Raw genomic sequence first — 25,030 nt, forward strand, 5'->3', positions numbered from 1 at the left:
CCGTCTCTGCCTGCGCGCACTGCTGTCCGGAATAATCGATCCTCGGGTCGGAAGAATAAGCGACAGGCCCTGTCCCCTTCACCGTCGCTCCTGCGCAGGCAGGAGCCCAGTGCGATGCATGGGGTTGTCGCGATCACGCTCGATCAGCTCTTCGCCGTAGCGTCGTACATCGCACAGATGCCTGCCGGATGGTGAGGCGTGCTGTGACGAAGAGCTGCAGTGTTGTGCTCTCAATAAATCGCATGCGTTTTTCGGATTAAGTCGAAAGCATCCGCTCGCCCTCATCGTCGTTCCGGCGCACGCCGGAACCCGCGTCGAGGCGGTCGGTGTTCGCGACAGCGATGGTCGCTTTCAAGCGGACGCCTCAGCGTTCGGGCTTGCCGCACGTGGTCGCTGCGGACCCCGGCGTACGCCGGGGTGACGATGAGGGAACGGCCACGGTTGGCACGCAGGCTTGTGTAGGGGTGTGCTCGAGCGCGATGTCCTCGAGGTTGCAGAAAGTGCTGAACCCACGTTATCGCGATAACCCCTTGCACCGCACCATATTCCTGCCTGCGCGGGAATGACGGTTAGGTAATCGAACGAGTCATCCTGTCATCTACGACCGGATGACTCCCGAAGGCGGTCGCTCAGCGGCCGCCTTTTTTCTGTGCACCGACGCGCTCGAACACCACGGCAGCAGCATCCAGATCGCCGCGCAGTTCGATATCGATACCGTGATGCTTCCAGTACGCTCCGCTGGCGACCGCCGGCGTACCTGCCGCGACTTTGCCGTGGATCAGTCGATAACGATACTGCGCCGCATCGTCCAGGCCTTGCAGATAAAGCGTGGGGTAAGCCAGCGCCTCCTGACCCTGGCGCAGGAAGGCGAACAGAACGGCCTGGCTGCCGTCGGCCGCTACCGATTCCGTCGCCGATTGCGGTGCACGATCCTGCGGCGACAGCAGGCGATATAGCCGCCCATGGAGCACGGTTTCGCGAATGCCCTTATAGGCGGCGATGTAGGCGCGCGCGGTGGCATCTTCGGCGGGCGTCCACTCCAGGATGTTCGCGCCGATACCCAGACCCCCCTGCATGGACGCCAGGAAGCGGAAGTCCAGCGAGCTGCGCCGCCCGTTGACCCAGTTCGGCGACCCGGTCACCCACGACATCATCACGGCCGGGGCATACGCATACGAGAAACCGTCCTGGATCGACAGGCGATCGGATGGATCGGTGTTGTCCGAAGGCCACACTTCGTCGGTCAGTCCCATGATGCCCAGATCGACGCGGGCGCCGCCGCCCGAGCAGGACTCTATCTCGACGTTCGGATGACGCTCGCGCAACCGGCGCAGGATGTCGTAAAGATTCTGCACGTAGGCGACGTACACCTTCTGCTGCTGTTCGGGCGGCATCTGCGGCCAGCCGGGTTCGGACCAGTTGCGGTTGTAATCCCATTTCAGGAACTGGATGTCGTTTTTGCTGAGCAGGTCGTCCAGCATGTTGAACACGTACGCGCGCACATCCTCGCGCGCCAGGTTCAGCACCAGCTGATTGCGCGCCACGCTGCGCTGCCGTCCCTCGAAATTGAGCACCCAATCCGGATGCTGCCGATACAGGTCGCTGTCCGGATTGACCATCTCCGGCTCGACCCAAATGCCGAAGCTCATATCCAGCCCATGCACTTTGTCGATCAGCGGCTTGAGGCCATTCGGGAATTTCTCGCGATTGACCACCCAGTCGCCAAGCCCCGCATGATCGCTGTTACGCGCGCCAAACCAGCCGTCATCGATGACGAAACGTTCGACACCCAGCTTCGCGGCCTTTTCGGCCAGACGCTCCTGGTCGGCCTCGTTGACCTTGAACTCCGTGGCTTCCCACGAGTTGTAAAGGACGGGTCGCGGTTTCAGTTTCGAACTGCCGGGCAAGATCCGCGTCAGTTCGAATTTATGCATAAGACGCGACGCTTCGCCGATGCCTTCGTCGGTATAGCCTGCGTAGAACACCGGCGTATCGAGGCCCTGCCCCGGTTCGAGCCGGTAGGCAAAATCGAATGGATTGAAACCGCCGGTGACGCGTACCTGGCTAAGGATGTCCTGATCGATGTGGATGCTCCACGAACCGCTCCATGCCAGTGCACCGAACCAGACACGCCCGTGCGACTCGTTCCATTCGGCACCGCGTGCGATGGCGAACCACGGATTGTTCTCGTCGCCCGTCGAACCGCGCCGGCTCTCCAGCTCGGTGGCGCCCGGCGTCAACGGCCGCGTGCGTACGTGCCATTCGCCGGCCCATGTGCCGGTGAGATAGCGCAGCGAGTAATCGGTAGCAGGCGGCAGGTTCCAGCTGGCTGCCGCGGCACGGTCGATGGTCAGCGGCTGCGATGCGTGGTTTTCGATCCGGGCCGAACGGCCGATGATGCCGGTGGCCGGATCGACGATGTAACGCAGTGCCACCGTTACATCGGCCTTGCTGTCACGTAGCGTGACCTGCAGGCTGCCGTTCTCGATTTTGTAACTGTCGTAGCGAAGTATCAGGTCGCGATTGCCGTCGGCGAAATGCAGTTTCAGATCGGGCATGACCGTGATCGGGCCGCCCCAGCCTGCGTATTCCTGCGGCGTGTTGGCGCCCACGGGATCGAACGACGAGCGTTCCTTATGCACCGTGGCCGGACCGATGGGATCGTCCGTCGCCAGCCGCGATCCCCAGTAGAGCGTCTGCAGTATGCCGTCACCATTCACGCCAAAGGCGTAAGTGACCTTACCCGCGTCGATCCGGAAGACCCGGTGTTCGGCGTCGTAGCGAATCGGCGTGCCCTGTTGTTGCGAGACCGCCGATGTGGCGCCAACCGTCGTGACGGCACTTCCTACCAACGTGCTCAGCGCAAGCATGGCGGCAACCACGGTCGTCTTCGTTCGCATCACTTGTCTATCCTCTGGATCGTCGGGCGTTGCCGCCTCGCATGCCGACCGGGCCGCGGTCGTGCCGTAGTTACTTATTGAGAGAATCGTTCATACCAGATCATCGTCGACCGCGCGAAATACAAAGCGGCGCGCGAGGCTGGCCTGTGGTGCCAGAAGCGTCATCCCGTTCGCAACCGCACCGCCCGGCAGATGGACGGCATTGATCGCATGATCCACCGGCTCGAAACAGAAGAATTCCTGATCGGCGGGCGTGTAAAGCACGAATGCATCGACATCCGCCTCCACGTGCAGGCGAAGTCCCTCCCGTGGCCACGATATGACGGCACTCCCCGTCCACGGTCGGAAACAATGGTTCAGCCCTTCGGCAGGTAATGCCCGGTTGCGATTGAAATCCCATGCGGTCGGCACATCGACGAGAGCCACCGGCAACGGCGAATGTCCATCGTTGACCCAGACCTTCGATGCCGGCGCGAGCAACTCCACGGCGCCGTGTCGCGGAAAGAAGGGATGCAGGCCAAGACCGAAGGGCATGACGGATGAACCGATATTCGTCACCCGCAGATCGACCTGCAAGGTATCGTCGCGTAGCGCGTAATGCATGCTCGCCCGATACGAATAGGCGTCAGGCGTCGTTTCAGTCAGTTCCAGGACGACTTCATGCTCGCTGTGACGCACCGGTTGCCACACGCGCTGCCAGCCACTGCCGTGAATCGGCAACGGCTCATCGTCGCGGTTGGGCGACAACGAAACGCGACGGCCGGCCACCTCGAACCCGCCGCCAGAAATACGATTGCCCCACGGCAGCAACGGATAGCAGGCCAGCTGGTTGGGATCCAGCTGGCCCTCCGGTGCCGCAAGCAACGGATCGTAAGGAAGCATCAGGGGAATCGACTCTGCTCGTCCGCACCAGTCGAAGCCGGCGAGACTTCCGCCGGCTTCGGGCAGTACCCGCACGCTTAGTCTTGCGTTTTTCAGATGCAGCAAGAGCAGCTATCTCCGACCGTCGCCCGGCTCACCACGATCCACGAATACCCATGAAGAGCGTGCGCCCATTGGCTTCGGCATAGCTCTCGCGGTCCAGATAGACCTGGTACTGCGAGATGGTTTCGTTCGTGAGATTGGTTTCGTCCAGGAAGATAGAAACATGATCGTTGATCTTGTAGTTGGCACTGAAGTCCAGCTGCCCGTACGACTTCACCGTGGTCGGCTGGCCTTGTCCGCCAGCGATGGATGCCAGGTACTTGTCGCGCCAGTTATACGCAAGGCGCAGTTCCAGCGGACCCTTCTGATAGTAGATCGTGCCATTGGCCGAATCGCCGATACCCGGCACCGCGAACTTGCCCGAGGTGGAGATGATGTTGGGGCTGATCGACGCGTCGCTGGTGACATAGGTGTAGTTGGTGGTAATACCCAGGCCATCGAACGGCGACGGCAGTTGCTTGAACTGATAGTTGAAGGTGAACTCCGCACCCTTGATCACGGCGCTGTTCAGGTTGACCGGTTCGGTCAGCTGGAACGGAAACCCGAGGATCGAGGTCGAACGCGTAATCAGCGTGCTGAAGTTGCTGACCTTCTTGTAGAACGCATCGAGCGCGATGTAGCTGGTATCGCTGAAATACCATTCCAGGCCGGTATCCAGATTCTTCGACGTATACGGATTCAGCCCCGTGTTGCCCTGCTCGACCGTCTGGTTCTGCGGACGGAAGTTATAGGACACCGCAGCCGAGAGATTGCCAAGGTCCGGACGGGTCAACGTCTTTGATGCGGCAAGACGGAAGATCAGGTCGTCGCGCAGGTTCAGCTTGAAAGCGGCCGACGGCAGCCAGTTGAAGTAACTGCCCTTGCGGGAAATCGGCTGCAACGGACCGTAGGTCGGGATCGCATTGGTGGGATCGTTGGGATTGACGGCAATCCCCACGATCGGCGCCGAATACGCCGACGAGGTGGTGCTCGTCTTCGTATAGCGCGCGCCGAGATTCAGGTTCCAGGGCATGTTCGCCCAGTCGCCCTGCAGGTTGGCCATGGCGTAAGCCGACTCGATACGCTCGCGGATCCGGCTATACGTGTTGGGATCGGGCCGTGCGCCGAAGCCGCCGTTCGCATCGAGGATGGCCTTGAACGCTTCGGGATTCGGTAGCTGGTTGTATGCGGCAGGCGTCGCCAGATAGGCAAACAGCTTGTTGACGTCGTACGCCACCCACTGCTGCGGGAAGCCGGGCGATGCGCCGTTTACCAGGCTGCCGGCATTGTAGATATGCGCATCGACGGCACTGGCCGGCACGGGGACGACATAACCGCAGTACTCGGAGCAGCCGAAGCTGCCGGGCTGGCTGTAGGTGACCTGGGTCTTGGACTGATCGGAACGCTCGATGCCGAAGTCCAGCTGCGACAGCGTGCCGTCAAGGAAGGTCTTGGACAGGTGCAGACGATTCTGCAAAATGCTGTCGCTGACGTTCGGGCTTTGCGTGCCCGTGTTGGGTACGTGCGCATACAGAGTATTGATGTCGGTCGGCGACAGGTTGCCCGTGTAGCTGGGCAGATTGTTCGCGCCGTTGTTCGTCCACGACGGGTTCACACCGATGTTGCGCGTACCCAGCACCACGAAATAGCCGTTCGCGGACTGCTTGTTCCACGCCTTGGACACGGCCGTGTCCCAGTCGATCTGGGTCGAGTCGTTTATCTTGTAGGAAATATTGGCGCCAAACTGCTCGTTCATCGCATCGCGCGGATTGGACTGTTCGGCGTAGTCGTTAGACATACCGCCGCTGCCGTTCTCCGTAAAATGCTGCGCCGTGCCGTTGGCATTGGGCGTGATCGACTGGATAACGCCGGTATTGGTGAACAAGCCGAAGGCGTTGTACTTGGAGTCGATTTTGTATTCCGACACCAGGCCGTCGAGCTTTACCGTCAGGTTGTCGAACGGAATCCAGTCGATCGCACCGTTGAACGACTTACGCGTCCGGGTTTCCGTGGTGACCTGACCCTGCAGCGTCTGCGGCAAAGCGATGTTGGTATAGCTGGGATTGATCCGCGAGAAATCCTGGTTGGTCAACCAGCCCAACGTATCCACCGACTGCTGGACGTGGTCGCGCTTGTAATAGACGAACGAGGCCAGCCAGGCGAAGGTGTGATCCTTGTTGCTGTCGCCGATCATGCCCGAGACCTTGGGCGTGGTCTTGCTCGACAGGCCACCACCAATATTGTCGTTAACGCCTGCCGCGCTTCCCGTCATATGGAAGCCGTTGAAGTCCAGCGGCCGCGCCGTAAGGATATTGACGGTGCCGCCAATGCCGCCTGCGTCGACATCGGCGGAGCTGGTTTTCTGCACCACCGCCTGCTGGATCACTTCCGAGGGCAGCACGTCGAAGTTGAACGCGCGATCGGACGACGCCGACGCCATCGTGCGGCCGTTGAGCAGGACGTTGACGAAGGTAGGACCGAAACCGCGAACCGTGATCTGGTTCGACTCGCCGCCACTACGATTGACCGAGACGCCGGGTACGCGCTGCAGCGCGTCGGCGACGTTCTGGTCGGGGAACTTGCCCGCCTCTTCGGCCGACACCGAGTCGACGATGCCGTTCGAATCCTGTTTGGTGAGCTGTGAACGGTACAGCGAGCCGATCTGGCCGGTCACCGCGATCGCATTCAGGTCGGTTACCTTTTTGGCATCGGCCTTGGTCGAAGCATCTTGCTCGCCCGTGGGAGACGATGCGGATGCGGTGTCGCTCTTTGCCGGGCCAGCCGGGGCGTCCTGCGCATGTGCATTCGTGTAGCCGATGACGCAGGCTGCACTCATGACTGCCACCAAGGCGTTGCGCACGGAAAGCGCCAGTATCTTTCGCTGCATGTCGAGCCCCTGCTATTAGATTGATTTTTTGAGATCCGCACCGGCTTTGCCACTGCGCATCGGCCCCAACGCGGCGTAGCCGTTTGCAGTCCGACCATGAAACGTGCCTTATCGCTCGCACGCATCGCGCACCGCCGGAACTATCCGGTCAGCACAAAGTCCACCGCTTGGGAACGCCTATCTCCGCCCACCCCATGACCTCATCCATCGTGAAGCGGAAGGCTTAGGTCGCCTTCCTCTACGCTTCAGCCGCGTGGGCTGGGATCATGCTTAAGTCTAATTGTCGTATTGTAGGATAATAGTAATTTCTGAAAGCGCGGCAAGCTGCACCGCAGCATGAGAGCGGATGCACGCACCCTCGTCTGGCGCCGGGGCGGCCCAGGTGAATTCGCGAAACGTCGGACTGAGTAATGACCATGCAGCCGGACACCGACACGGCATGCGCTTGTTACTGGCCGATAGTTACCTGTGGCGACAGAAACGGATTACGTCGACGCGGAAATCGTCCCGGCGGCATCGCTGCCGGGGCGGTTACGGCCGAAGCCGGGTCAATCTCCCGGACGCATTTCTCCGACGACCTTGCCCTTCTCGTCGAGCATCCGCAGCGACGGCGTACCGTCCGCCGCCACCTGCATCACGATGCGCGGGTTGCCCTTCATGTCGGCCATGTTCAGCATCACGCTGCCGTCCTTGGCATTTCGACCCAGGATCATGCGAGGGGTCGGACCGCCCCGCTCGGCGAAGAACACCTTGAACCTGGCTTCTTGCTGATCTCTCGGCAGATCCTTTATCGACTGGAAAAGATCTATCTCTTCCATGATCGAGTAATCCGGATAGTCGGTGAACTGCAGCTTTGTTGAGCTTCGATTGCCATCCTGCTCAGCATCGAGAGCCATGGTCTGGTCCTGCTCATAGGCGTCGAACGAGAGATGGCCGCCGGAACGCTTCACGCCATCCTTGCCTTTCTCGCCGCCGAAGGTCAGGCCGCCGTTCTCGGTGCCTTCGCCGTTGAGGAAGATCATTCCCGCTTCCCGGCGACCCGCTGGATGCGGGTATTCCTTGTCCTTGACGAAGACCCCGGGGGCCTTGCCCTTGCTGGACACAATCAGGCGTAACGTACCGTCGGGCTCGCGCACGTTGATCCGCTGCACATCGAGCTGTTCGAGAGTCATCGACTTCGGCGACGACACGAATCCGCTAAGCACGGTCACCGCGAATACAGCGGTCAGTACGCCGGAATAAATAACAAGGAAACGCTGACCCAGAGGTTTCATCGCTTACTCCCGTTATAGCCGCCGCGGACCGGACAGTCCGATCAGGATCGGTCGAGCGGCGTAATCAATGTCAGACCGCTACCGACCAGATACACGCCACCATCCGGCAACGCGTCGGCAACGCCGTTCTTTTCGTCTTCAGGCCCTCCGGTCGGGCCCATCCATACGACAGCTTCCTTCGGCCCGGGCACATAGGCTTGCCAAACGCCGTAGTCGTCCTCGATGACACCGTTCTTCCGCAGGCGGAACTGGATAGGCACGCGCGCCACCCAACCGGCATCGGCGACATGCGGTCCCTGCGTCGGCAGATTGAACGTCCAGTCGCGAACGGCCTGCTTCGACACATTGGCAAACAGCTTCCGCCACGCACGCATGTCCGCGTCCGAAGCCACCGCCTGCAAATTGACCTGTTCCGCGTCCGCATCGGTCACCCGGCCATCGCGCCCCACATGTATCAGCAGGTAAACGGATGCCGCCACGCCCGCCTGAATCGCCGACCGCGGATATTCCGGAGGACGCTGCTGCTTCTGGCTGATCGTTTCGCCGGGCACGTCGTCACCGAAATGCGCGCCCTTGACCCGGGCGACATAGTTGCCGTCATCCTGCCGGGATGCGACGAGACGCAAGCTCATGCTTGCATGCGCGGGAACGGCCTTGCCGTCGGCCAGCACGGGCTTGAACCGCCATATCGCGGCACTGCGCTGGATAAGGGTGACGACCTCGGGCGATAGCCTGTCCGGCCGGTCGAGCACATATTTCGATACCGTCCCATCGGGAGCCACATCGATCGCCCCCGTCACCAGCATGCTGGCCTCGATCTGCTTACGAATGGCACCGGGCCCGGCCGCAACCGCCAACCCCGCCAGCAACATGCAAATCATCCCCGGTACGTATCGCTTCATGCGCGCCCCCGTTTTGGTGGGAGGGAGTATGCCTTGAATAGGGCGCAGATGAGCAGGGCTTCTATTAAGCAATGTCGGACCCTTATCAAGAAGGCGCCTCACTGGCTTCACTTATCGAGTCAAGCGATTTCCTTGACTACAACATCGATCTGAATACCATCAATCTTAGGCGCTCTGATTCAGAACACGTATAGACGATTCCCACGGACGTTCCTGCAAACAGGCGACGAGTACCAGCACCAATGTCGCCCGCGTGTGCGCGCATGCCCGGGAACACCAGCATGTGAACGAGGATACAAAGCGATCTGCGCATAGGCATAGGTTCCCCACGACCCATATATTTGGCTGTATCAGTCGGACAACCGATATAGCAACGCGTTCCGACACAGGAAACAGACATAAGAATCCGGAACGAACTAGAGCCGGCGCATGCATTCCGACTCGCTATACCGCATCGTGACATCCATGACTGGAAAGACCATGTCGCTCCTCAGCAGCCCATAAGGCATACCCAACTTGTCGGCGGCGCATCGCTTCACCTTGAATAGCAGCTCGCCCCGCGCTTTCAGGATGAAGCTCGCCACACCCGTGCTGTCGGTCACTCTGGTTTCGACGTAGTTCCGTTTGCATGCGATCAGTATGGGACACGAATAGTCATACAGAGCGACCGCCTTGCTCCTTACCCCCGCACCGTCATCATCGTTGACGACATGAACATTTATGCGGACGATTTTTTCCACACAACCTGTGGCGGAAGCCAAAAGAACGAACGCAGCGCCCCATAACCTGCAGAGCAGTATCCATGAATTCACATCAAACCTCCCACTCCCGCCCCTGATCGTCATGCCTCTTCTGTCTAATCCGTGACACCCAGCGAACGAAGCCATTCACTTGAAACCTTGCATTGATTTCCGGCGAAATCAAGAACTGAATTGTCAGCTGCCACTGTCTGGATAACGCCGCCCTCGTAGACCAGATCGACGACAAGGCGTGGATCAATAGATCGGTGCGCCTCCCCGCAGTCGAATTTGTGCATCTCGTCCACCACACTCTTCAGACCAGCCGCATCCTTGTGTACTACCGGGGTCACCTGGCTACGAATACTTTCGACAGATTGCCGGGCTCGATAAAGGGTATGGAATCCGACGTAGTAGATTCGCACCTCTTGAGGCAGCGGTAACACCGGGCGGGCAAAGCTCGTCGAACAACAAAACATAGCGACTGCAAGGTACCCCACACTCTTCGGGAAGGAACGCGTATACGCCCCACCCGGAGTTATCGCTCTGTCCCAGCCCGGCGACGAACCTCTACCGTTACGTACCTGCATGCAGGGCGCCCCCGACCTGATTGATTCGATCATCAGCGCATGCCAACGAAAAGCAAGGCAATGCCACAGCGGCGAGAAAGGTCGCACTCAGCACGCTTAGTGTCCGCATATGCCACCTGAGACGGAGGAAGTATTTCGCTACTAATTTTTTCGGCGACAACGATATCGACCTGAACGCCATCGACCCTGGCCGTACTGATCAGGTAGTCAACGACATACAGATAGATTTCTACCCGCGTGGGAGTGATCCACGTCACGCGTGGTTCGGCACTCATTGACGAAGGTCCATACCCCAACACATCCAGATGCTTGCCATCCCCTTTCACCAGATAGATCGAAGCCTCATCTGTGTGGAGAATGTCATCGCATAACGTCTCAGCCATGTGAACGGAATAGTCCGTAGTACCAGTCGATTCGATCTCTCTGTCATCGCTCGCACAGATACGCTCAGCGAATCGTCCTCCGAGCAAGCCGTACATACGGCCATGACAGTTGAAAGCATCAAGATAGCGCGAAGCGCAGGCATAACGAGAAAAGGAAAGCACTTTTCCGGATTCCGCTTCAGATGATCATTCCCCCAGGTATGGAACAAGCCCGGATAAATGCCTTTCTTCGTTAGCTACATCGCTTAGTGTGGCAGTCATCCATGCTGCAATGACTCGTCGATCAGTACACTTCAGCCACAAATCGAATGTAGTCATCCAAAGTGAGAATGGGCACGTCAACCATCCTCCCTCTCTTCCTCGCAAATGACTTCATTTCCATAGTGAGAATGCCGTGACCCGAGTCCCATTCGTTCCCTGGCTCAGGTGCCAGTCCCACCGCAAAACGATCCAATGGGCGCAGTCGATCAACCGGCACGCAGAGTTCGTCGGCAACGTGCTGCAGAAGCGCAATTACCAGTTCGCTATCAATCCCGGAGTCGGCATAGAACCTCTTGTACAGTTCGCTTGGGGCAATACTTTCGCGCCCTGCAAGCTTACTCACCCGCCATCTCCATGTACTCTCATACCACCTTCGTCTCGACGCTTTTCAAAGTAGGAAATACACTCTCAGCACCTCGTCAATCGTTTGTCTCGTCTCCTCCGACTCTGAATGCCAACGCGCCGTGGCAGTGTAAGCAAAGCGAAGATATGCGCTGCCGATGCCGAGACACGAGTCATGTACATTTCGCTGCTTTTCCGGAGGAAGCCGCGAATCGTTTCCCCGAAGCCCATTACAAAGCAATAAGAATAATTCGCCCGCCCGCTGACAGCCTATGACGCAAGAACTTGCGGCCCGGGCGAGGAAACTGTGCAGTTGTGGAAAGCTACTCTGCGAGCCTGGAAATATCCAATCGCCTCACCCGCAGTCGGCGAAAACGACGGAGCAGATGCAGTGACGCCCCCTGTCAACGAATGGCTTACGATCGTCGTCTATCGTGTCTTCCACGATATTCCTCGGTTGATCCTTGCTGTAGACAGCATAGGAAAATTCTGGATATTCGACAGCAAATTCGACAACGAACGGGACGACTACTCGCCTGTATACATCGTCTATCCTGCTGGAGACGAGCGCGACGGAGCGCAACGGATATTCACGCATATTGCCGATGGTTCGGCAGTACCGGGTGAGTACACTACACGTGCGCTCGTGAATACCGTGGAGTTTGACCAGACGCGACGGCAACAGCTTCTGATCAAGTCATTACGGGAAGTTGATGCCATCTGAAAGTCGACAGACATACGCCTGTCGACCATAGATGCATGCATCACTTCGGATAATCGAGCTTCGGATACCAGTCGCTGGCCCGCCCTTCCGGCGTGGTGTCGAGAACAGTCCAGATCGGCATCAGGTCGGGCGCGCCGCGCGGGTCCTGGCCGGGGTCGGCGGAGTCGAAGCCCATCTCGCCGCTCCAGAAGTGACGGATCGTACCGTCGCGGCGCGTGAACACGTTCAGTCCCGCATCGTCGCCGCCGTCCTTGGAGATGGCGTGATAGTCGCGACTGAAGCGGCCGTCTGTATCGGAATACAGTTTGAGGGCGCGCCAGCCGCGCTCCTTCTTGAAAGCGACGAGGCGTTCGATGGGCGAACGTGCAACAACGGCCAGCGCAACGCGTTGTTCGATGTCGCGCGCCTCGCCATCCCACGCACTCAGCAGCGACGTACACATCGGACAGGGGCGCTCGCGCTGCGGGCCATACATGTAGCTGTAGACGACAAGAGTCTGCTTGTCGCCGAAAAGTCCGGCGAAATCGGTCGGCCCCTCTTCGCCCTGGAAGCGATAGTCGACGGTAACCCCGCCACCGGGCGGAAGGGCGCGGCGCTGTTCGGCGACACGTTCGATGTGCCTGCGCAATTCGATCTCCTCGCCGAGCAATGCATTGCGCGCGCGGCGGTAATCGGCGCTTTCGTTAGGAAAGGTAACTCCGTTGCGTTTCACCAGCTCGGCGACGGGGACAAGGTTCGGAACCTGCGTCATAACCAATCTCCTGTGAGTGGACGGATCAATCGCGATCGGGCGCGCCAAGCGGGAAAAACGGGCGGTAGGGGCGCGCTTCGTCGACGGCGCGTGCGAACGACGGACGCGCGAGCAATCGTTGCCGGTAGGCAATGACATTCGCGAACGAGTTGTCGATGCGATGCGTCCAGTCGGCATAGAACAGGAAGGGCGCGGCACCGCAATCGGCAAGGCTGAACGTATCGCCGGCGGCCCATTCGCGGCCGGCCATGATTTTGTCGAGGCAACCGTAGGCGGTATCGAGCATTTCCCGCGCATCGGCAACGCCACGCGGATCGCGCTCCGCCTCCGGGCGCAGGCGGTCGAATACCACTTTCTGCTGCGGTGTCGAAATGTAATTGTCGAAGAAGCGATCCATTTCGCGAACACCGATCGCGGCGCGGGCATCGGAGGGCAGCAACGATACCGGCCCCGGGTGATGCAGCTCCAGATACTCGACGATGATGCTTGCCTCGGTAACAGTGCGTCCGGCATCCACCAGCACGGGAAAGCGCTTCAGCGGCCAAAGCGCCGCGAATTCCTCGTATATCTGCGGATTCTCATTCGACAACACCCGCCATTCGAACGGCGTACCGTTTTCGTACAGCGCGACCAGCACCTTCTGGCAATACGAGGAAAACGGGTGTGCATAAAGCGTCAATTTCATCGGGGTCACTCAGGCGGCGGAAGAGGTTCTTTACCTGACGACGAACGATAGCTGGCGAAATCGACATCCGTATCGCTTGTCGATTTCAGCGAGCCTCCACCCGTTCGCGTAGCAGATCGATGAAGGCACGGACCTTGGCCGACGGCTTGGCGCCTGGATAGACGGCATGGATGCCGCCGTCGGGCAGATGGAAACCTGGCAGAAGCGGTCTCAGCGCGCCGCTGGCAAGATCGTCGGCCAGCATGTAATCGGGCAGCACGGAAATGCCGTGCCCCGCACGCACGAATTCACGCACGGCGTGCGTGCTGTTGGAACTGGTGACGGGATTCGTCCGGACGGCGTGCTCGCCGCCCGTCGCGTCGGTGAAGGTCCAGCGGGTCGGCGACGACAGGACGGCCAGAGCGATCCAGTGATGCTTCGCGAGATCGGCCGGATGATCGGGGTTTCCGTGACGTGCCAGATAGTCCGGCGCACCGACCGGTATCTGCCGGAATCCGGCGAGTCGCGTTGCGCGCAGACTGGAGTCGCGCAGCCAGCCGAGGCGAATCGCCACGTCGAAACGCTCGGCGATCAGATCGACGATGCTGTCCGCGATGACCAGCTCGACGGTGACGTCGGGAAAGGCCTGTGCGTAAGCGGCCAGCGCCGGCGCGACGATGGTCGGGCCATGATCTCCCGCCGCTGCGACGCGCAGCAGTCCGCGTGGTGTTTCGCGGCAAGCGTTCAGCCGCTCGATAGAGGCTTCGGCGTCGGCGAGGATGCGTACGCAATCCGCATGGAAAAGTTCGCCCGCTTCGGTCAGCGACATACGGCGCGTGCTGCGCACGACGAGGACGATGCCAAGCTCTTCCTCCAGCTTCGCCAGATGCTGGCTGACCATGGCCTTGGTCGTGCCCAGCTGATCGGCGGCCGCGGTGAACGAGCCGGCGCGGACAAGCGCGGCGAAGACGGCGAGGCGATTGAGGTTGACGTCCAGAGCCATGGCGGAGTCTCTTCATGAATTTTGTAGGAGCCCGCTTGCGGGCGAAAGCCAACGGAGCGGCTATGCTGTGCGTGACATCCGCAGCCTGTAGATCGGGCTCGCGGAGGTGGGCACCCGGCTTCCTCGCCTTGTTGGCTTTCGCGCGCAAGCGCGCTCCTACAGTGTAAAGCTTTGCTTGACGATCCGTTCCCGCCAGAGGCATTTATCCGAAACGATTCAAGGCGCATCCTGACTGCCTCATCCCTCCAGACACAGGTCGTACCGTTATGAAGATCGCTCTCTTTGGCGCCACCGGCCATATCGGTGCCGGCATCCTCGACGAAGCACTTAGCCGCGGCCACGACGTGGTGGCTGTCGTCCGGGATCCGTCGCGTCTTAAGGTCACCCATCCGAAGCTCCAGGTCGTGCAGGGCGATGTCTCCGACACCAACAGCTTCGCGAAAGCCATCGCGGGTAGCGATGCTTCCATCGCCAGCCTGAACGGTCCGGCCGACGCCCTCGTCAGCGCCGCCAACAACCTGCTTGCCGCTCTGCCGAAAGCCGGTATCCGCCGGCTTGTATGGGTTGGCGGCGCCGGCAGCCTGCTGACGCCAGCCGGTACCCGCGTGATCGACGCACCGGATTTCCCCGAGGCATGGAAGGGTGCCGCGAATGCGCAGGTCAAGGCGCTGGAAGCCTTCCTGGCAACAACGGCTGATATCGACTGGACCTATGTGAGCCCCGCCGGCGAGATCGGCCCGGGCCCGAAGACCGGAACCTACCGTGTTGGCGACGACCATCTTCTGCTCGACGCGGATGGGCACAGCCGCATTTCGATTGCCGATTTCGCAGCTGGATTGGTCGATCGGGCCGAGAAGAACGATAAGCCTCGTCGGCGGATTACTATCGCTTACTGACGACTTTTTGCGTCCCGCTGCGCAGGGATCGCGCTCAAGCGCGCTCGCACAAGGGGCCGGGTTGCGGTGATGGGCCGGTATACTCAGGAGCTATCCACGCCGGCCCGGCCCATGAATTACCGCCACTCCTTCCATGCCGGCAACTACGCCGACGTTCTGAAACATATGGTCCTCATCGCGCTTATCGACGCGATGAAGACCAAACCGACGCCGTTCTGCTATATCGACACCCACGCGGGACGCGGCCTTTACGACCTGCGTGGCTCCGAAGCGCGCAAGACCGCCGAATCCGATGCCGGCATCGGCCTGCTGCGCAATGCCACCGGCCTTCCGCCCCTGCTCTGGAAATTGCTGGAAACGGTGAAGGCGGCGGGCGGCGAAGGCGACGATTCGCTGCGCGTTTACCCCGGCTCGCCGTGGATCGCCACTCATCTGATGCGCCCCGACGACAGCGCCCAGCTTTGCGAATTGCAGGGCGACGAAGCCCAGGCGCTTCGCCAGCTATTCCGTAGCGACGCGCGCGTGCACGTCCATCAGCGCGACGGTTACGAGGCACTCAAGGCCATGACTCCGCCGAAGGAAAAGCGTGGTCTGGTCCTGATCGATCCGCCTTTCGAAGCGCAGGACGCGGAATTCCGCACGATCGAGAAAAGCCTGAAAAGCGCTCTCGAACGCTGGCCGACCGGCGTCTACGCCGTCTGGTACCCCGTCAAGCTGCGCAGCCATGTCCAGCCGTTCCACCGCTGGCTGACCAAGTGCGGCGCGCGGCGCGTGCTGGTCACCGAAATCCTGCTGCATCCGGACGATTCGCCGCTGCGGCTCAACGGCACCGGCCTTGCCATCGTGAACGCCCCGTGGAAACTCGACGACACCCTGCGCGATAGCCTCCGCTATCTGCCCAAGTTGCTGGGCAAGGACCGCCAGGCGGAATACAAGTTGTCATGGCTGGTGGAAGAAGGTCAGGATGAACAACCGCCTCACCCGGCATTTCCGCCGCATTCAACCCGGCGCAGGTAACGTAACCGCGTATCGAGAGGAGCTGCGTCCCATGCGTAACCGTCTTGCCCGTCTGCTCGTTCATGCCGCCGTGCCGGCCTGCGCTCTCGCGCTTGCCGCCTGCGCCCCGACGCCGATCTACAAGGCCACGCCCAACACCGTGGCCGTCCCGCCGCAGCAAGTGGCGCGCACCCCCGAACGCTATGGCTCGTCCGACGTGATCTGGGGTGGCCGCATCGTGCAGGTACGCAATTTCCCCGACCATAGCGAGGTCGAGGTACTGGCCTACCCGCTCGACGGATCGCAGCGCCCACAGGCTAACGATGTCGGCAGCGGCCGTTTCATCGCGGTGATGCCCGGCTACGTGGAAAGCTTCGACTATCCGGCCGGCGGCCTGGTCACCATCGCGGGCCGATTGGGTGGAACGCGTTCGGCGAACGTCGGGGAAGCGCCTTACGTCTATCCGCTGGTCACGGTGAACCAGTCTCACGTCTGGACGGCCAACGAGTTGTCCAGCGGCCGTTCGAACGTCAGCTTCGGCGTGGGCGTCGGCGTCATCCGCTAATCGAGTCGCGGCGCTCCGCGCGAGCGCCGCTTTCCAGGGGAAGGGAGTTACATGTCAGGACACGCCGATTCGAAGCGCGCCATTTTTCTCGCGCTCGGTGCCAATTTCGCCATCTTCGTCGCCAAGCTGGTCGCCGCGATCTTCACCGGTTCGGGCGCCATGCTCGCCGAAGCCGTGCACTCGCTGGCGGATTGCGGCAACCAGGGTTTGCTGCTGCTCGGCATGCGTCAGGCGAAACGTCCGCCATCGATGGACTATCCCCTGGGCTGGGGACGCGCGCTGTATTTCTGGTCCTTTCTTGTCGCGATGATGCTTTTCAGTGTCGGCGGCATGTTCTCGGTCTACGAGGGCGTCCACAAGCTCACTCACGCCGAACCGTTGAAGTGGCCGTGGCTTGCGGTCGGCGTGCTGACTTTCAGCATTGTCGCCGAAGGCTTCTCGATGCATGGCTGCATGCAGGAAGTAAACAAGGCGCGGCAGGGTCGCGGTCTGTGGACCTGGTTTCGCGAAACGCGCGCCAGCGAATTGCTGGTTATCTTCGGCGAAGACCTGGCCGCCCTGATCGGCCTGTGCCTGGCGCTGCTGGCCATCCTGGCCACGATGATCACGGGCAACCTGATCTACGACGCGCTGGGCACTATCGCCATCGGCGTGCTTCTCATCGCGGTCGCCATCGCCATTGCGCGCGAGGTCAAGGCGCTGCTGATCGGTCAGGGCGTGGAACCCATGCGCCGCGCGGAAATGATGACCTTCCTCGAAGCCCGTCCCGAGATCGACCTCGTCTATAACCTGCTCACGCTGCAGATGGGTCAGGACGTCATGGTTGCCATCAAGGCGAAAATGGCCCCTACCCCCACCGCCCGCGCCATGATCGAAGCCATCAATAACGTCGAAGCGGACTTCAAGGCCGAATTCGACGACGTTCGCTGGAGTTTCTTCGAGCCCGACTACGCGGACTGACGTCGCTGGGACACCTCGCACGGTCTTTACGGCCAGCCGGGGTAGAATCGATGAATTGTCCCGTAATCCTGTCGAGTCCATGCCCGTCACGCTTCCCCGTCCGCCACTGCCGGTCAACGCACGTACCCGCCGCTACTGGGCCACGCCACAGGGATCGTCCTGGGCGTTGCAGGTCGCCGAAGCCGCACGGGATGTCGACAGCCTCGTCGTCGTGGTCGCCCGCGACACCAAAAGCGCCGACAACCTGGAAAGCGAGCTGGGCGTCTTCGCCGGCGAACTGCCCGTCCTGCATTTCCCCGACTGGGAAACCCTGCCCTACGACGTCTTCAGCCCGCATCCGGAAGTGGTGTCGCAACGCATCGCAACGCTGTACCGCTTACCGACCACGCGCCGCGGCGTACTGGTAGTACCCGTCGCGACACTGATGCAGCGCATCGCACCGCGCGCGCACGTCACCGGCTCGGGACTGGTGCTGCACAAGGGACAAAAGCTGGACCTCGCCGCCGAACAGAGGCGCCTGGAAGCGGCCGGCTACCGCAACGTTCCGCAGGTCACCGAACCCGGCGACTTCGCGGTACGCGGCGCGCTGATCGACATCTATGCGATGGGCGCCGACGAACCGTATCGCATCGAACTGTTCGACGACGAAGTGGAATCGATCCGTACCTTCGATACCGAGACGCAGCGTTCGCAACATCAGGTCGAGAGCGTCGATCTGCTGCCCGCGCGCGAGTTCCCGCTGACCGACGAAGCGGCCAAGGGTTTCCGCGCCAGTCTGCGCGATCGCTTCCCCATCGATATCCGCCGCTGCCCGCTCTATCAGGATATGAAAGAAGGCGTCACGCCGGGTGGCATCGAATACTACCTGCCGCTGTTCTTCGCCAAAACCGAAACGCTGTTCGACTACATCGCCGACAACGCCCTCTTCATTCTTGGCGAAGGCGCGCTGGAAGCGGCAGAACAATTCTGGACGCAGACCGGCGAGCGCTACGACCAGCGCGCGCACGACATCGAACGCCCGGTGCTGCCCCCGGCGGAGATTTATCTCCCGCCCGACCATCTGCGCGAGTCGCTGAACAAGCAGATCCGCATCGATGTCGTGCCAGCCGGACGCGAACATGCGGTCGAACTCGGCACCCAGCCCGCGCCGGAAGTGCCGCTCAACCGGAAGGGCGAGGAACCGGGAACGTCGTTGCGGCGTTTCGTCGGCGCCTATCCCGGCCGCATCCTGATCGCCGCGGACTCGGCCGGCCGCCGCGAAGCGCTGATCGAACAAATGGCCGCGGCGGGCCTGAAACCCGTCATGGTCGATGGCTGGCGCGATTTTCTCGGCAAGGACGAACACCTCGCGATCACGGTCGCGTCGCTGGAACAGGGCTTCGCACTGACCGAACCCGCGCTGACGGTACTGACCGAGCGCGAACTCTTCGGCGAACGCGTGCGTACCGAACGCAAACGCCGCAAGGGTGCGGCACGCGATCCGGAAAGCATCATCCGCGACCTCACCGAACTGTCGATCGGTTCGCCCATCGTGCATATCGACCATGGTGTGGGTCGCTATCAGGGTCTGGTTTCTCTCGACGTCGGCGACATGCCGGGCGAATTCCTCACCATCGAATACGCCAAGGGCGACAAGCTCTACGTGCCGGTCGCGCAGCTGGGTCTCGTCAGTCGATACACGGGCACAGCACCCGAGCTGGCACCGCTGCATTCCCTGGGCGGCGATGCATGGGAACGCGCGCGCAAGAAGGCCGCGGAGAAGGTCCGCGATGTCGCCGCAGAATTGCTCGGCATCTATGCGCAGCGCGAAGCACGTCAGGGCGAGGCGCTGGCCGTCGACCGGCAGATGATCGAGGAATTCGCCAGCACCTTCCCCTTCGAGGAAACGCCCGACCAGCAGAATGCGATCGATGCCGTTATCGTCGATCTTGCAGCACCACGTGCCATGGATCGCGTCGTATGCGGCGACGTGGGTTTCGGCAAGACCGAAGTCGCGCTACGCGCCGCGTTCGCCGCGGCGACGGCGGGCAAGCAGGTCGCCGTACTCGTGCCGACCACCCTGCTCGCCCAGCAGCATTACCGCAACTTCGCCGACCGCTTCGCCGACTGGCCGGTGCGCGTCGACGTACTGTCCCGTTTCAAGTCGAAGAAAGACGTGGACATCGCGCTTGCCAGGCTCGCCGACGGCAGCATCGACGTCATCGTCGGCACGCACAAGCTGTTGCAGCCGGATGTGAAGTTCAAGAACCTCGGACTGGTCATCGTCGACGAGGAACAGCGCTTCGGTGTCCGCCAGAAAGAACAGCTGAAAAAGCTGCGCGCGGAAGTCGACCTGCTGACCCTGACCGCGACGCCTATCCCGCGCACACTGAATATGGCCATGAACGGCTTGCGCGATCTGTCGATCATCGCGACACCGCCCGCGCATCGCACCGCCGTGCGAACGTTGATTTCGGCTTACCAGCCCGCGCTGATCCGCGAAGCCATCCAGCGCGAACTGGCACGCGGCGGCCAGGTGTACTTCCTGCACAACGAAGTGGACAGCATCGAACGAACGGCACGCGAACTGGAAGTGCTGGTCCCCGAGGCACGCATACGTATAGCGCACGGCCAGATGCCCGAGCGCGAGCTCGAACAGGTCATGGCCGACTTCCATCGCCAGCGTTTCAACGTACTGGTGTGCACGACGATCATCGAATCGGGCATCGACATCCCCACCGCCAATACCATCGTAGTCAACCGCGCCGACCGCTTCGGTCTGGCGCAGTTGCACCAGCTGCGCGGTCGCGTGGGGCGTTCGCATCATCGCGCGTATGCCTACCTCATCGTGCCCGACCGCAAGGCCATGACGGCCGATGCGGAGAAACGCCTCGAAGCGCTTGCGTCGCTGGAAGAGCTGGGCGCCGGCTTCACATTGGCCACGCACGATCTGGAGATTCGCGGCGCGGGCGAAATGCTCGGCGAAGAGCAGTCCGGCCAGATCCAGGAAGTAGGCTTCGGTCTTTACACCGAATTGCTGGAGCGCGCGGTGCGTGCGCTGAAGTCCGGCAAGGTGCCGGATTTCGATCTGACTTCGGAGCACGAAACGGAAGTCGAGCTGCATGTCCCGGCGCTGATCCCCGATGACTACCTGCCCGACGTGCATACGCGTCTGACGCTGTACAAGCGCATCGCCAGCGCGCGCGACGACGATGCATTACGCGAGCTACAGGTGGAGATGATCGACCGCTTCGGCCTGTTGCCCGATGCCACGAAACATCTGTTCGCCGTCGCGGCGCTGAAGCTGCAGGCCACGCCGTTGGGCATTCGCAAGGTGGATTTCGGTGCCAACGGGGGTCGCGTGACCTTCCGCGACAAGCCGGACATCGATGCGATGGCATTGATCAAGCTCATCCAGACCCAGCCGCGCATCTTCAAGATGGAGGGGCAGGACAAATTGAAGGTATTGCTGGAGTTGCCCGGAGCGGCGGAGCGGATTCGTACGGCGCAGGATTTGCTGGTTTCGCTTGGGGCGCGTCGGGCGGCTTGAGTTGGGAGTAGCGATAAGGTCTACGCGCGAGGTACAGATTCTGCTTCACCGCGTCACCTTCCTCACCGTCACCCCGGCGCACGCCGGGGTCCGCAGCAACCACGTAGGGCAAGACCAACGCGGGGACGCCCGGCTTGAAAGCGGCCAACGCGGTCGCGACAACCGATCGCCTCGCCGCGGGTTCCGGCGTGCGCCGGAACGACGGTGAGGGTAAGAACAACCGTGAGGGGTAAAACGACGGTGGAGGACAAAGGTGTTTCGGTTTCAGCGAACGCGCCGTGACCGGGCTTCTGCTAAACAGCCGGCGCACGCACCAGATACTGCACGCTGAACTGCCCATCGGCATCCAGCCAGACCTGCTGGACTGCCAGCCCGGCCTTCGCCGCCAGCTGCGCGAAATCGTCCAGCGAATATTTGCAGCTGTATTCGACCTGCATCGCCTCGTTCTCGCGGAACGAGAACGCTTCGTTGCCGACATGAACATCCTGACGCACCGTACTGACCAGCGTCGTTTCGATACGTCCCGCCATCGGGTTGTAATGCGCGCGATGCCGAAAAGCCGACACGTCGAAGTCGGTGCCGATTTCCCGGTTGAGGCGAACCAGCATATTGAGCGTGAACTCGGACGTGACGCCCGCGGCATCGTTGTACGCCGCTTCGATCGTTGCGCTGTCCTTCTTCAGATCGACACCGATGAGGACACCGCCGCCGTCGCTCATTTCGGCACGCATCTGACGCAGGATTTTGATCGCTTCCTTCGTCTCGAAATTGCCGATCGTGGAACCCGGGAAATAGATCACCGTGCGTCGCGGCGAACGCGCCGCCACCGGCAGACGCAGTGGCTGGGTGAAGTCGGCGCAGACCGGCTGTAGCGGAATATCGGGGAAACGGGTGGCGAGTTCGGCGACGCTATCGAGCAGCGCACTACGCGAAATCTCCACCGGAACGTAAGCCACGGGCGCGTGCAGGTGTTCGAGCAACATGCGCGTCTTGATGCCACTGCCGCTGCCATATTCGACAATGCGGACCTCCGGGCCGAGCAGGTCGGCGATATCCGCCGCGTGCTCGCGCATGATCGAGATTTCCGCACGCGTGAGGTAGTACTCCGGCTGTTCGCAGATCGTCTCGAACAACTGCGAACCGCGTTCGTCGTAAAACAGTCGGGACGGCAGCTTCTTGGGCTTTGCCGCCAGACCGTGACGAACCGTCTCCGTCGTATCTTCGATATCCGGGTGACGGTCGTCGAGACGAATCTCTTTGGGCTGGGCACTCATCGATCGTTTCCTAAGCGTATTCCCGAAAACTGCCAACGGGCATGAGGCGGGAAAAAATTGCGATAGGTAGCGCGGATGTGATCGCCTGGCGTGGCACAAGAGCCACCCCGAAGCACCCACTGACCGCACATGAATTTGCCGTTGTACTCACCGAGCGCGCCAGCCAGCGGCGCGAAGCCCGGATAACTTACATATGGGCTGGCGGTCCATTCCCAAACGTCGCCGTACATCTGGCGTAGTAGCTCGCCGGAGGTGTCCGCGCCGGGATGCAGCGCGCCCGATTCCTGGAAGTTGCCGTCCACGGCCAGCGGAGCGGCCATCGTTTCCCATTCCGCCTCGCGGGGTAGCCGCGCCCCGGCCCAGCGGGCGAAGGCGTCGGCTTCGAAATAGCTGATGTGCGACACAGGAGCGTGCGGGTCGATGGCGCGACGCCCCTGCAGCGTGAATTCGGTATCCAGCGATTCGTCCCAATAGAACGGCCGCTGCCAGCCTTCGGCCTGCACGGTGGACCAGCCCTCGGAAAGCCACAGGGTGGGCGTGCGGTAACCGCCGTCCCGTACGAAGGCCAGATACTCGGCGTTGGCGACCGGCCGGTTGGCCAGCGAACCGGCCTGACGGTACACGCGGTGTCTCGGCCCTTCGTTGTCGAAGGCGAAGCCACGTCCGTCATGGCCGATGTCCACGACACCCTCGTCGAAGGGTATGTAGGCCAGGGCGATCGCCGCCTGGGACACCGCACGCGGGCTGTCGGGCGCGAAGGCTGGCGCCAGCGGGTTCAGCGAGAACGCATGTTTGATGTCCGTCAACAGCAGCTCCTGGTGCTGCTGTTCGTGCTGGAGACCCAGTTCGACCAGCGCCGGCAACGCCTCGTCGTCCTGTCGGGCCAGTAGCCCCGCCACCGCATCGTCGATCCGGCGACGATAGTCGAGAACGTCATCCAGTACCGGCCGGGTAAGCAGGCCACGCTGGGGGCGGGCATGCATCGGACCGACCGACTGGTAGTAGGAGTTGAACAGGTAATGCCATTCGGGGTTCCGGCTGACATACGCCGGATCGCGGCCGAGGATGAACTGTTCGAAGAACCACGTCGTGTGCGCCAGGTGCCACTTCGTCGGGCTGGCGTCGGGCATCGACTGGACGACCGTGTCTTCCGGGTGCAGGTGGCTCGCCAGATGAGTCGTCTGGTGGCGGATGCGGAGAAAACGGGCGGTAGTGTCCTTCAGATCCGCGGCCGCCGAAGCGGCCGGGTCACTCGCACGGGGGCGGGCTGTCATGAAAAATTCCGTGCACGCGTGCGTGCGTCGAGAAGAGGGTCGGACGCTTGAATCATCGTGCGAACGATGCCCGAGGAAACGTTCAAAAGATGTGAGCGGAAACCGCGCGGCGGCTTAACGGCATGTGCACCTGTGTGAGGCGGCATCTCGCATTTCGCCCGGACGCGGCCTATCTTTGTCAGGCATGGCGTCATTAACGATCGCCTACCGGAGGCTCCCATGAAAGCCGCTGTCCGTTACCTCTGTATTGCATCTACCTTTCTTGCCGGCGTCGCGCAGGCACAGAACCCGCCTCCGCACGTTCCGCTGCGCCCGATAGGCGAGTGTCTGCGAACGGATCGCATCAACGACTATCACGTTATCAACGACAAGACGGTAATCCTTCGCAACGGGCCGAACTACTTCATCGTGAAGACGTCGGTCGCCTGTCCCCGTGTCGATCTGGGCGGAGGCATCCGTTTCCGTACGAACGAAGCCAATAAGTCCATGGACGCGTTCACCATTTGCGGCGACATCAACGAAGCCGTCATCCGTCGCGACGACCCACCCTGCCCGGTCGCGTCCGTCGAGAGGACCGACGAAGCGACGTATACGAAGATGTCGAAACAGAAAGGCGTACATCACGGCAACCCGGCTGGCCCGAACGGCTCCGTTCCGTAACGGGAATTCAGCGCAAAAAAAAGCCCGGCGCGAGCCGGGCTTTTTTGTTTGCGCATCTTTACGATCAATAGCCGTCGTCGCGCACGTAACGCGTCGTGTAACCGTCGTCGACGACGGTACGGGTCTCGTAGACGCGACGCTCGACAACTACGGGAGCGCGTTCGTAAACGACCGGGCGGCTATAGACGACCGGCTGGTCGTAGTAAACCGTCTCACGCGGTGCCGTGGCGTTGGCAACGAGACCGACCACCGCACCGGCAATGATGGCACCGGCGATCCAGCGACCAGCGTTATCGTAGTGACCACCGCCGCGGTAATACCCGCCACCGCCGTGATAACCGTAACCGCCGCCGCGATAGTATCCGCCGCCGCCGTGGTAACCGTATCCGCCGCCACGGCCGTGATCCCACGCAAACGCACCGGGTGCGAAAGCCATCAGGCCCGCGGCGGCAAGCGCGATGGTGGTTTTAAGCAGATGACGTTTCATTTTCAGGT

General features: G+C 61.3%; 21 protein-coding genes. 7 read left to right on the forward strand and 14 right to left on the reverse strand.

Going from position 1 to position 25,030, the window contains the following annotated elements; translation table 11 throughout:
• Positions 1-629 precede the first annotated feature (629 nt).
• The 8 genes from EC912_RS09300 to EC912_RS09335 all read right to left on the reverse strand — a co-directional run bounded on the left by EC912_RS09300 (position 630) and on the right by EC912_RS09335 (position 11,240).
• Positions 630-2,900: an alpha-galactosidase gene (locus EC912_RS09300; RefSeq protein ID WP_132143236.1), complete on the reverse strand. Its 2,271-nt coding sequence runs from the start codon at positions 2,898-2,900 to the stop codon at positions 630-632.
• A 90-nt stretch (positions 2,901-2,990) separates the two neighbouring features.
• On the reverse strand, positions 2,991-3,887 hold the full coding sequence (locus EC912_RS09305; protein ID WP_165973552.1) for an aldose 1-epimerase: 897 nt from the start codon (positions 3,885-3,887) through the stop codon (positions 2,991-2,993).
• A 28-nt stretch (positions 3,888-3,915) separates the two neighbouring features.
• Entirely contained in the window at positions 3,916-6,750 is a 2,835-nt protein-coding gene (locus tag EC912_RS09310) for a TonB-dependent receptor (protein WP_132143240.1), read from the reverse strand.
• A gap of 548 nt (positions 6,751-7,298) precedes the next feature.
• Positions 7,299-8,024 (reverse strand): hypothetical protein, encoded by a 726-nt coding sequence (locus tag EC912_RS09315; protein ID WP_132143242.1) that lies wholly within the window; start codon positions 8,022-8,024, stop codon positions 7,299-7,301.
• Positions 8,025-8,065: 41 nt separating this feature from the next.
• Positions 8,066-8,926 carry an energy transducer TonB gene (locus EC912_RS09320; RefSeq protein WP_132143244.1) on the reverse strand — a complete coding sequence of 287 codons (861 nt, stop codon included), beginning with the start codon at positions 8,924-8,926 and terminating at the stop codon, positions 8,066-8,068.
• A gap of 416 nt (positions 8,927-9,342) precedes the next feature.
• Complete coding sequence (locus EC912_RS19390) at positions 9,343-9,528, reverse strand: hypothetical protein (RefSeq protein ID WP_165973553.1); 186 nt, start codon at positions 9,526-9,528, stop codon at positions 9,343-9,345.
• Between the two features lie 757 nt (positions 9,529-10,285).
• Positions 10,286-10,798, reverse strand: a complete 513-nt coding sequence (locus tag EC912_RS09330) for a hypothetical protein (RefSeq protein WP_132143248.1) — start codon at positions 10,796-10,798, stop codon at positions 10,286-10,288.
• 121 nt (positions 10,799-10,919) lie between these two features.
• Positions 10,920-11,240 (reverse strand): hypothetical protein, encoded by a 321-nt coding sequence (locus EC912_RS09335; protein ID WP_132143250.1) that lies wholly within the window; start codon positions 11,238-11,240, stop codon positions 10,920-10,922.
• Positions 11,241-11,546: 306 nt separating this feature from the next.
• On the opposite strand from EC912_RS09335, the gene EC912_RS09340 reads away from it, so the two are divergent.
• Positions 11,547-11,963, forward strand: coding sequence for a hypothetical protein (locus EC912_RS09340; protein WP_132143252.1), 417 nt, complete (start codon positions 11,547-11,549; stop codon positions 11,961-11,963).
• A 40-nt stretch (positions 11,964-12,003) separates the two neighbouring features.
• Here the strand turns inward: EC912_RS09340 and EC912_RS09345 are convergent, their stop codons facing one another.
• The 3 genes from EC912_RS09345 to EC912_RS09355 form a co-directional block, all read right to left on the reverse strand.
• On the reverse strand, positions 12,004-12,714 hold the full coding sequence (locus EC912_RS09345; RefSeq protein WP_132143254.1) for a DUF899 family protein: 711 nt from the start codon (positions 12,712-12,714) through the stop codon (positions 12,004-12,006).
• 25 nt (positions 12,715-12,739) lie between these two features.
• Positions 12,740-13,399, reverse strand: a complete 660-nt coding sequence (locus EC912_RS09350) for a glutathione S-transferase family protein (RefSeq protein WP_132143256.1) — start codon at positions 13,397-13,399, stop codon at positions 12,740-12,742.
• Between the two features lie 85 nt (positions 13,400-13,484).
• Positions 13,485-14,381: a LysR family transcriptional regulator gene (locus EC912_RS09355; protein WP_132143258.1), complete on the reverse strand. Its 897-nt coding sequence runs from the start codon at positions 14,379-14,381 to the stop codon at positions 13,485-13,487.
• Between the two features lie 266 nt (positions 14,382-14,647).
• On the opposite strand from EC912_RS09355, the gene EC912_RS09360 reads away from it, so the two are divergent.
• The 5 genes from EC912_RS09360 to mfd all read left to right on the forward strand — a co-directional run bounded on the left by EC912_RS09360 (position 14,648) and on the right by mfd (position 21,327).
• Positions 14,648-15,277: an NAD(P)-dependent oxidoreductase gene (locus EC912_RS09360; protein ID WP_132143260.1), complete on the forward strand. Its 630-nt coding sequence runs from the start codon at positions 14,648-14,650 to the stop codon at positions 15,275-15,277.
• Positions 15,278-15,388: 111 nt separating this feature from the next.
• Complete coding sequence (locus EC912_RS09365) at positions 15,389-16,294, forward strand: 23S rRNA (adenine(2030)-N(6))-methyltransferase RlmJ (protein ID WP_132143262.1); 906 nt, start codon at positions 15,389-15,391, stop codon at positions 16,292-16,294.
• A gap of 31 nt (positions 16,295-16,325) precedes the next feature.
• Entirely contained in the window at positions 16,326-16,838 is a 513-nt protein-coding gene (locus tag EC912_RS09370; RefSeq protein ID WP_132143264.1) for a Slp family lipoprotein, read from the forward strand.
• A 51-nt stretch (positions 16,839-16,889) separates the two neighbouring features.
• On the forward strand, positions 16,890-17,798 hold the full coding sequence (locus EC912_RS09375) for a cation diffusion facilitator family transporter (RefSeq protein WP_132143266.1): 909 nt from the start codon (positions 16,890-16,892) through the stop codon (positions 17,796-17,798).
• 79 nt (positions 17,799-17,877) lie between these two features.
• Positions 17,878-21,327 carry a transcription-repair coupling factor gene (mfd, locus tag EC912_RS09380; protein WP_132143837.1) on the forward strand — a complete coding sequence of 1,150 codons (3,450 nt, stop codon included), beginning with the start codon at positions 17,878-17,880 and terminating at the stop codon, positions 21,325-21,327.
• Between the two features lie 293 nt (positions 21,328-21,620).
• On the opposite strand, the gene egtD is transcribed toward mfd, so the two are convergent.
• Positions 21,621-22,601, reverse strand: a complete 981-nt coding sequence (gene egtD, locus EC912_RS09385) for an L-histidine N(alpha)-methyltransferase (RefSeq protein ID WP_132143268.1) — start codon at positions 22,599-22,601, stop codon at positions 21,621-21,623.
• Entirely contained in the window at positions 22,598-23,875 is a 1,278-nt protein-coding gene (egtB, locus tag EC912_RS09390; protein ID WP_132143270.1) for an ergothioneine biosynthesis protein EgtB, read from the reverse strand. Before egtB ends, egtD begins: the two co-directional genes overlap by 4 nt.
• 219 nt (positions 23,876-24,094) lie before the next feature.
• On the opposite strand from egtB, the gene EC912_RS09395 reads away from it, so the two are divergent.
• Entirely contained in the window at positions 24,095-24,535 is a 441-nt protein-coding gene (locus EC912_RS09395; RefSeq protein WP_132143272.1) for a DUF6491 family protein, read from the forward strand.
• A gap of 64 nt (positions 24,536-24,599) precedes the next feature.
• On the opposite strand, the gene EC912_RS09400 is transcribed toward EC912_RS09395, so the two are convergent.
• Positions 24,600-25,022: a hypothetical protein gene (locus EC912_RS09400; protein ID WP_132143274.1), complete on the reverse strand. Its 423-nt coding sequence runs from the start codon at positions 25,020-25,022 to the stop codon at positions 24,600-24,602.
• Positions 25,023-25,030: the final 8 nt, after the last annotated feature.

It is taken from the genome of Luteibacter rhizovicinus, assembly GCF_004342265.1.
Lineage (GTDB): Bacteria > Pseudomonadota > Gammaproteobacteria > Xanthomonadales > Rhodanobacteraceae > Luteibacter > Luteibacter rhizovicinus_B.

Coding starts and splice junctions, on each gene's coding strand:
- EC912_RS09355 (WP_132143258.1), bottom strand. CDS start 14,381: ATGGCTCTGGACGTCAACCTCAATCGCCTCGCCGTCTTCGCCGCGCTT.
- egtD (WP_132143268.1), bottom strand. CDS start 22,601: ATGAGTGCCCAGCCCAAAGAGATTCGTCTCGACGACCGTCACCCGGAT.
- egtB (WP_132143270.1), bottom strand. CDS start 23,875: ATGACAGCCCGCCCCCGTGCGAGTGACCCGGCCGCTTCGGCGGCCGCG.
- EC912_RS09345 (WP_132143254.1), bottom strand. CDS start 12,714: ATGACGCAGGTTCCGAACCTTGTCCCCGTCGCCGAGCTGGTGAAACGC.
- EC912_RS09315 (WP_132143242.1), bottom strand. CDS start 8,024: ATGAAACCTCTGGGTCAGCGTTTCCTTGTTATTTATTCCGGCGTACTG.
- EC912_RS09395 (WP_132143272.1), top strand. CDS start 24,095: ATGAAAGCCGCTGTCCGTTACCTCTGTATTGCATCTACCTTTCTTGCC.
- EC912_RS09370 (WP_132143264.1), top strand. CDS start 16,326: ATGCGTAACCGTCTTGCCCGTCTGCTCGTTCATGCCGCCGTGCCGGCC.
- EC912_RS09360 (WP_132143260.1), top strand. CDS start 14,648: ATGAAGATCGCTCTCTTTGGCGCCACCGGCCATATCGGTGCCGGCATC.
- EC912_RS09310 (WP_132143240.1), bottom strand. CDS start 6,750: ATGCAGCGAAAGATACTGGCGCTTTCCGTGCGCAACGCCTTGGTGGCA.
- EC912_RS09375 (WP_132143266.1), top strand. CDS start 16,890: ATGTCAGGACACGCCGATTCGAAGCGCGCCATTTTTCTCGCGCTCGGT.
- mfd (WP_132143837.1), top strand. CDS start 17,878: ATGCCCGTCACGCTTCCCCGTCCGCCACTGCCGGTCAACGCACGTACC.
- EC912_RS09400 (WP_132143274.1), bottom strand. CDS start 25,022: ATGAAACGTCATCTGCTTAAAACCACCATCGCGCTTGCCGCCGCGGGC.
- EC912_RS09350 (WP_132143256.1), bottom strand. CDS start 13,399: ATGAAATTGACGCTTTATGCACACCCGTTTTCCTCGTATTGCCAGAAG.
- EC912_RS09365 (WP_132143262.1), top strand. CDS start 15,389: ATGAATTACCGCCACTCCTTCCATGCCGGCAACTACGCCGACGTTCTG.
- EC912_RS09320 (WP_132143244.1), bottom strand. CDS start 8,926: ATGAAGCGATACGTACCGGGGATGATTTGCATGTTGCTGGCGGGGTTG.
- EC912_RS09300 (WP_132143236.1), bottom strand. CDS start 2,900: ATGCGAACGAAGACGACCGTGGTTGCCGCCATGCTTGCGCTGAGCACG.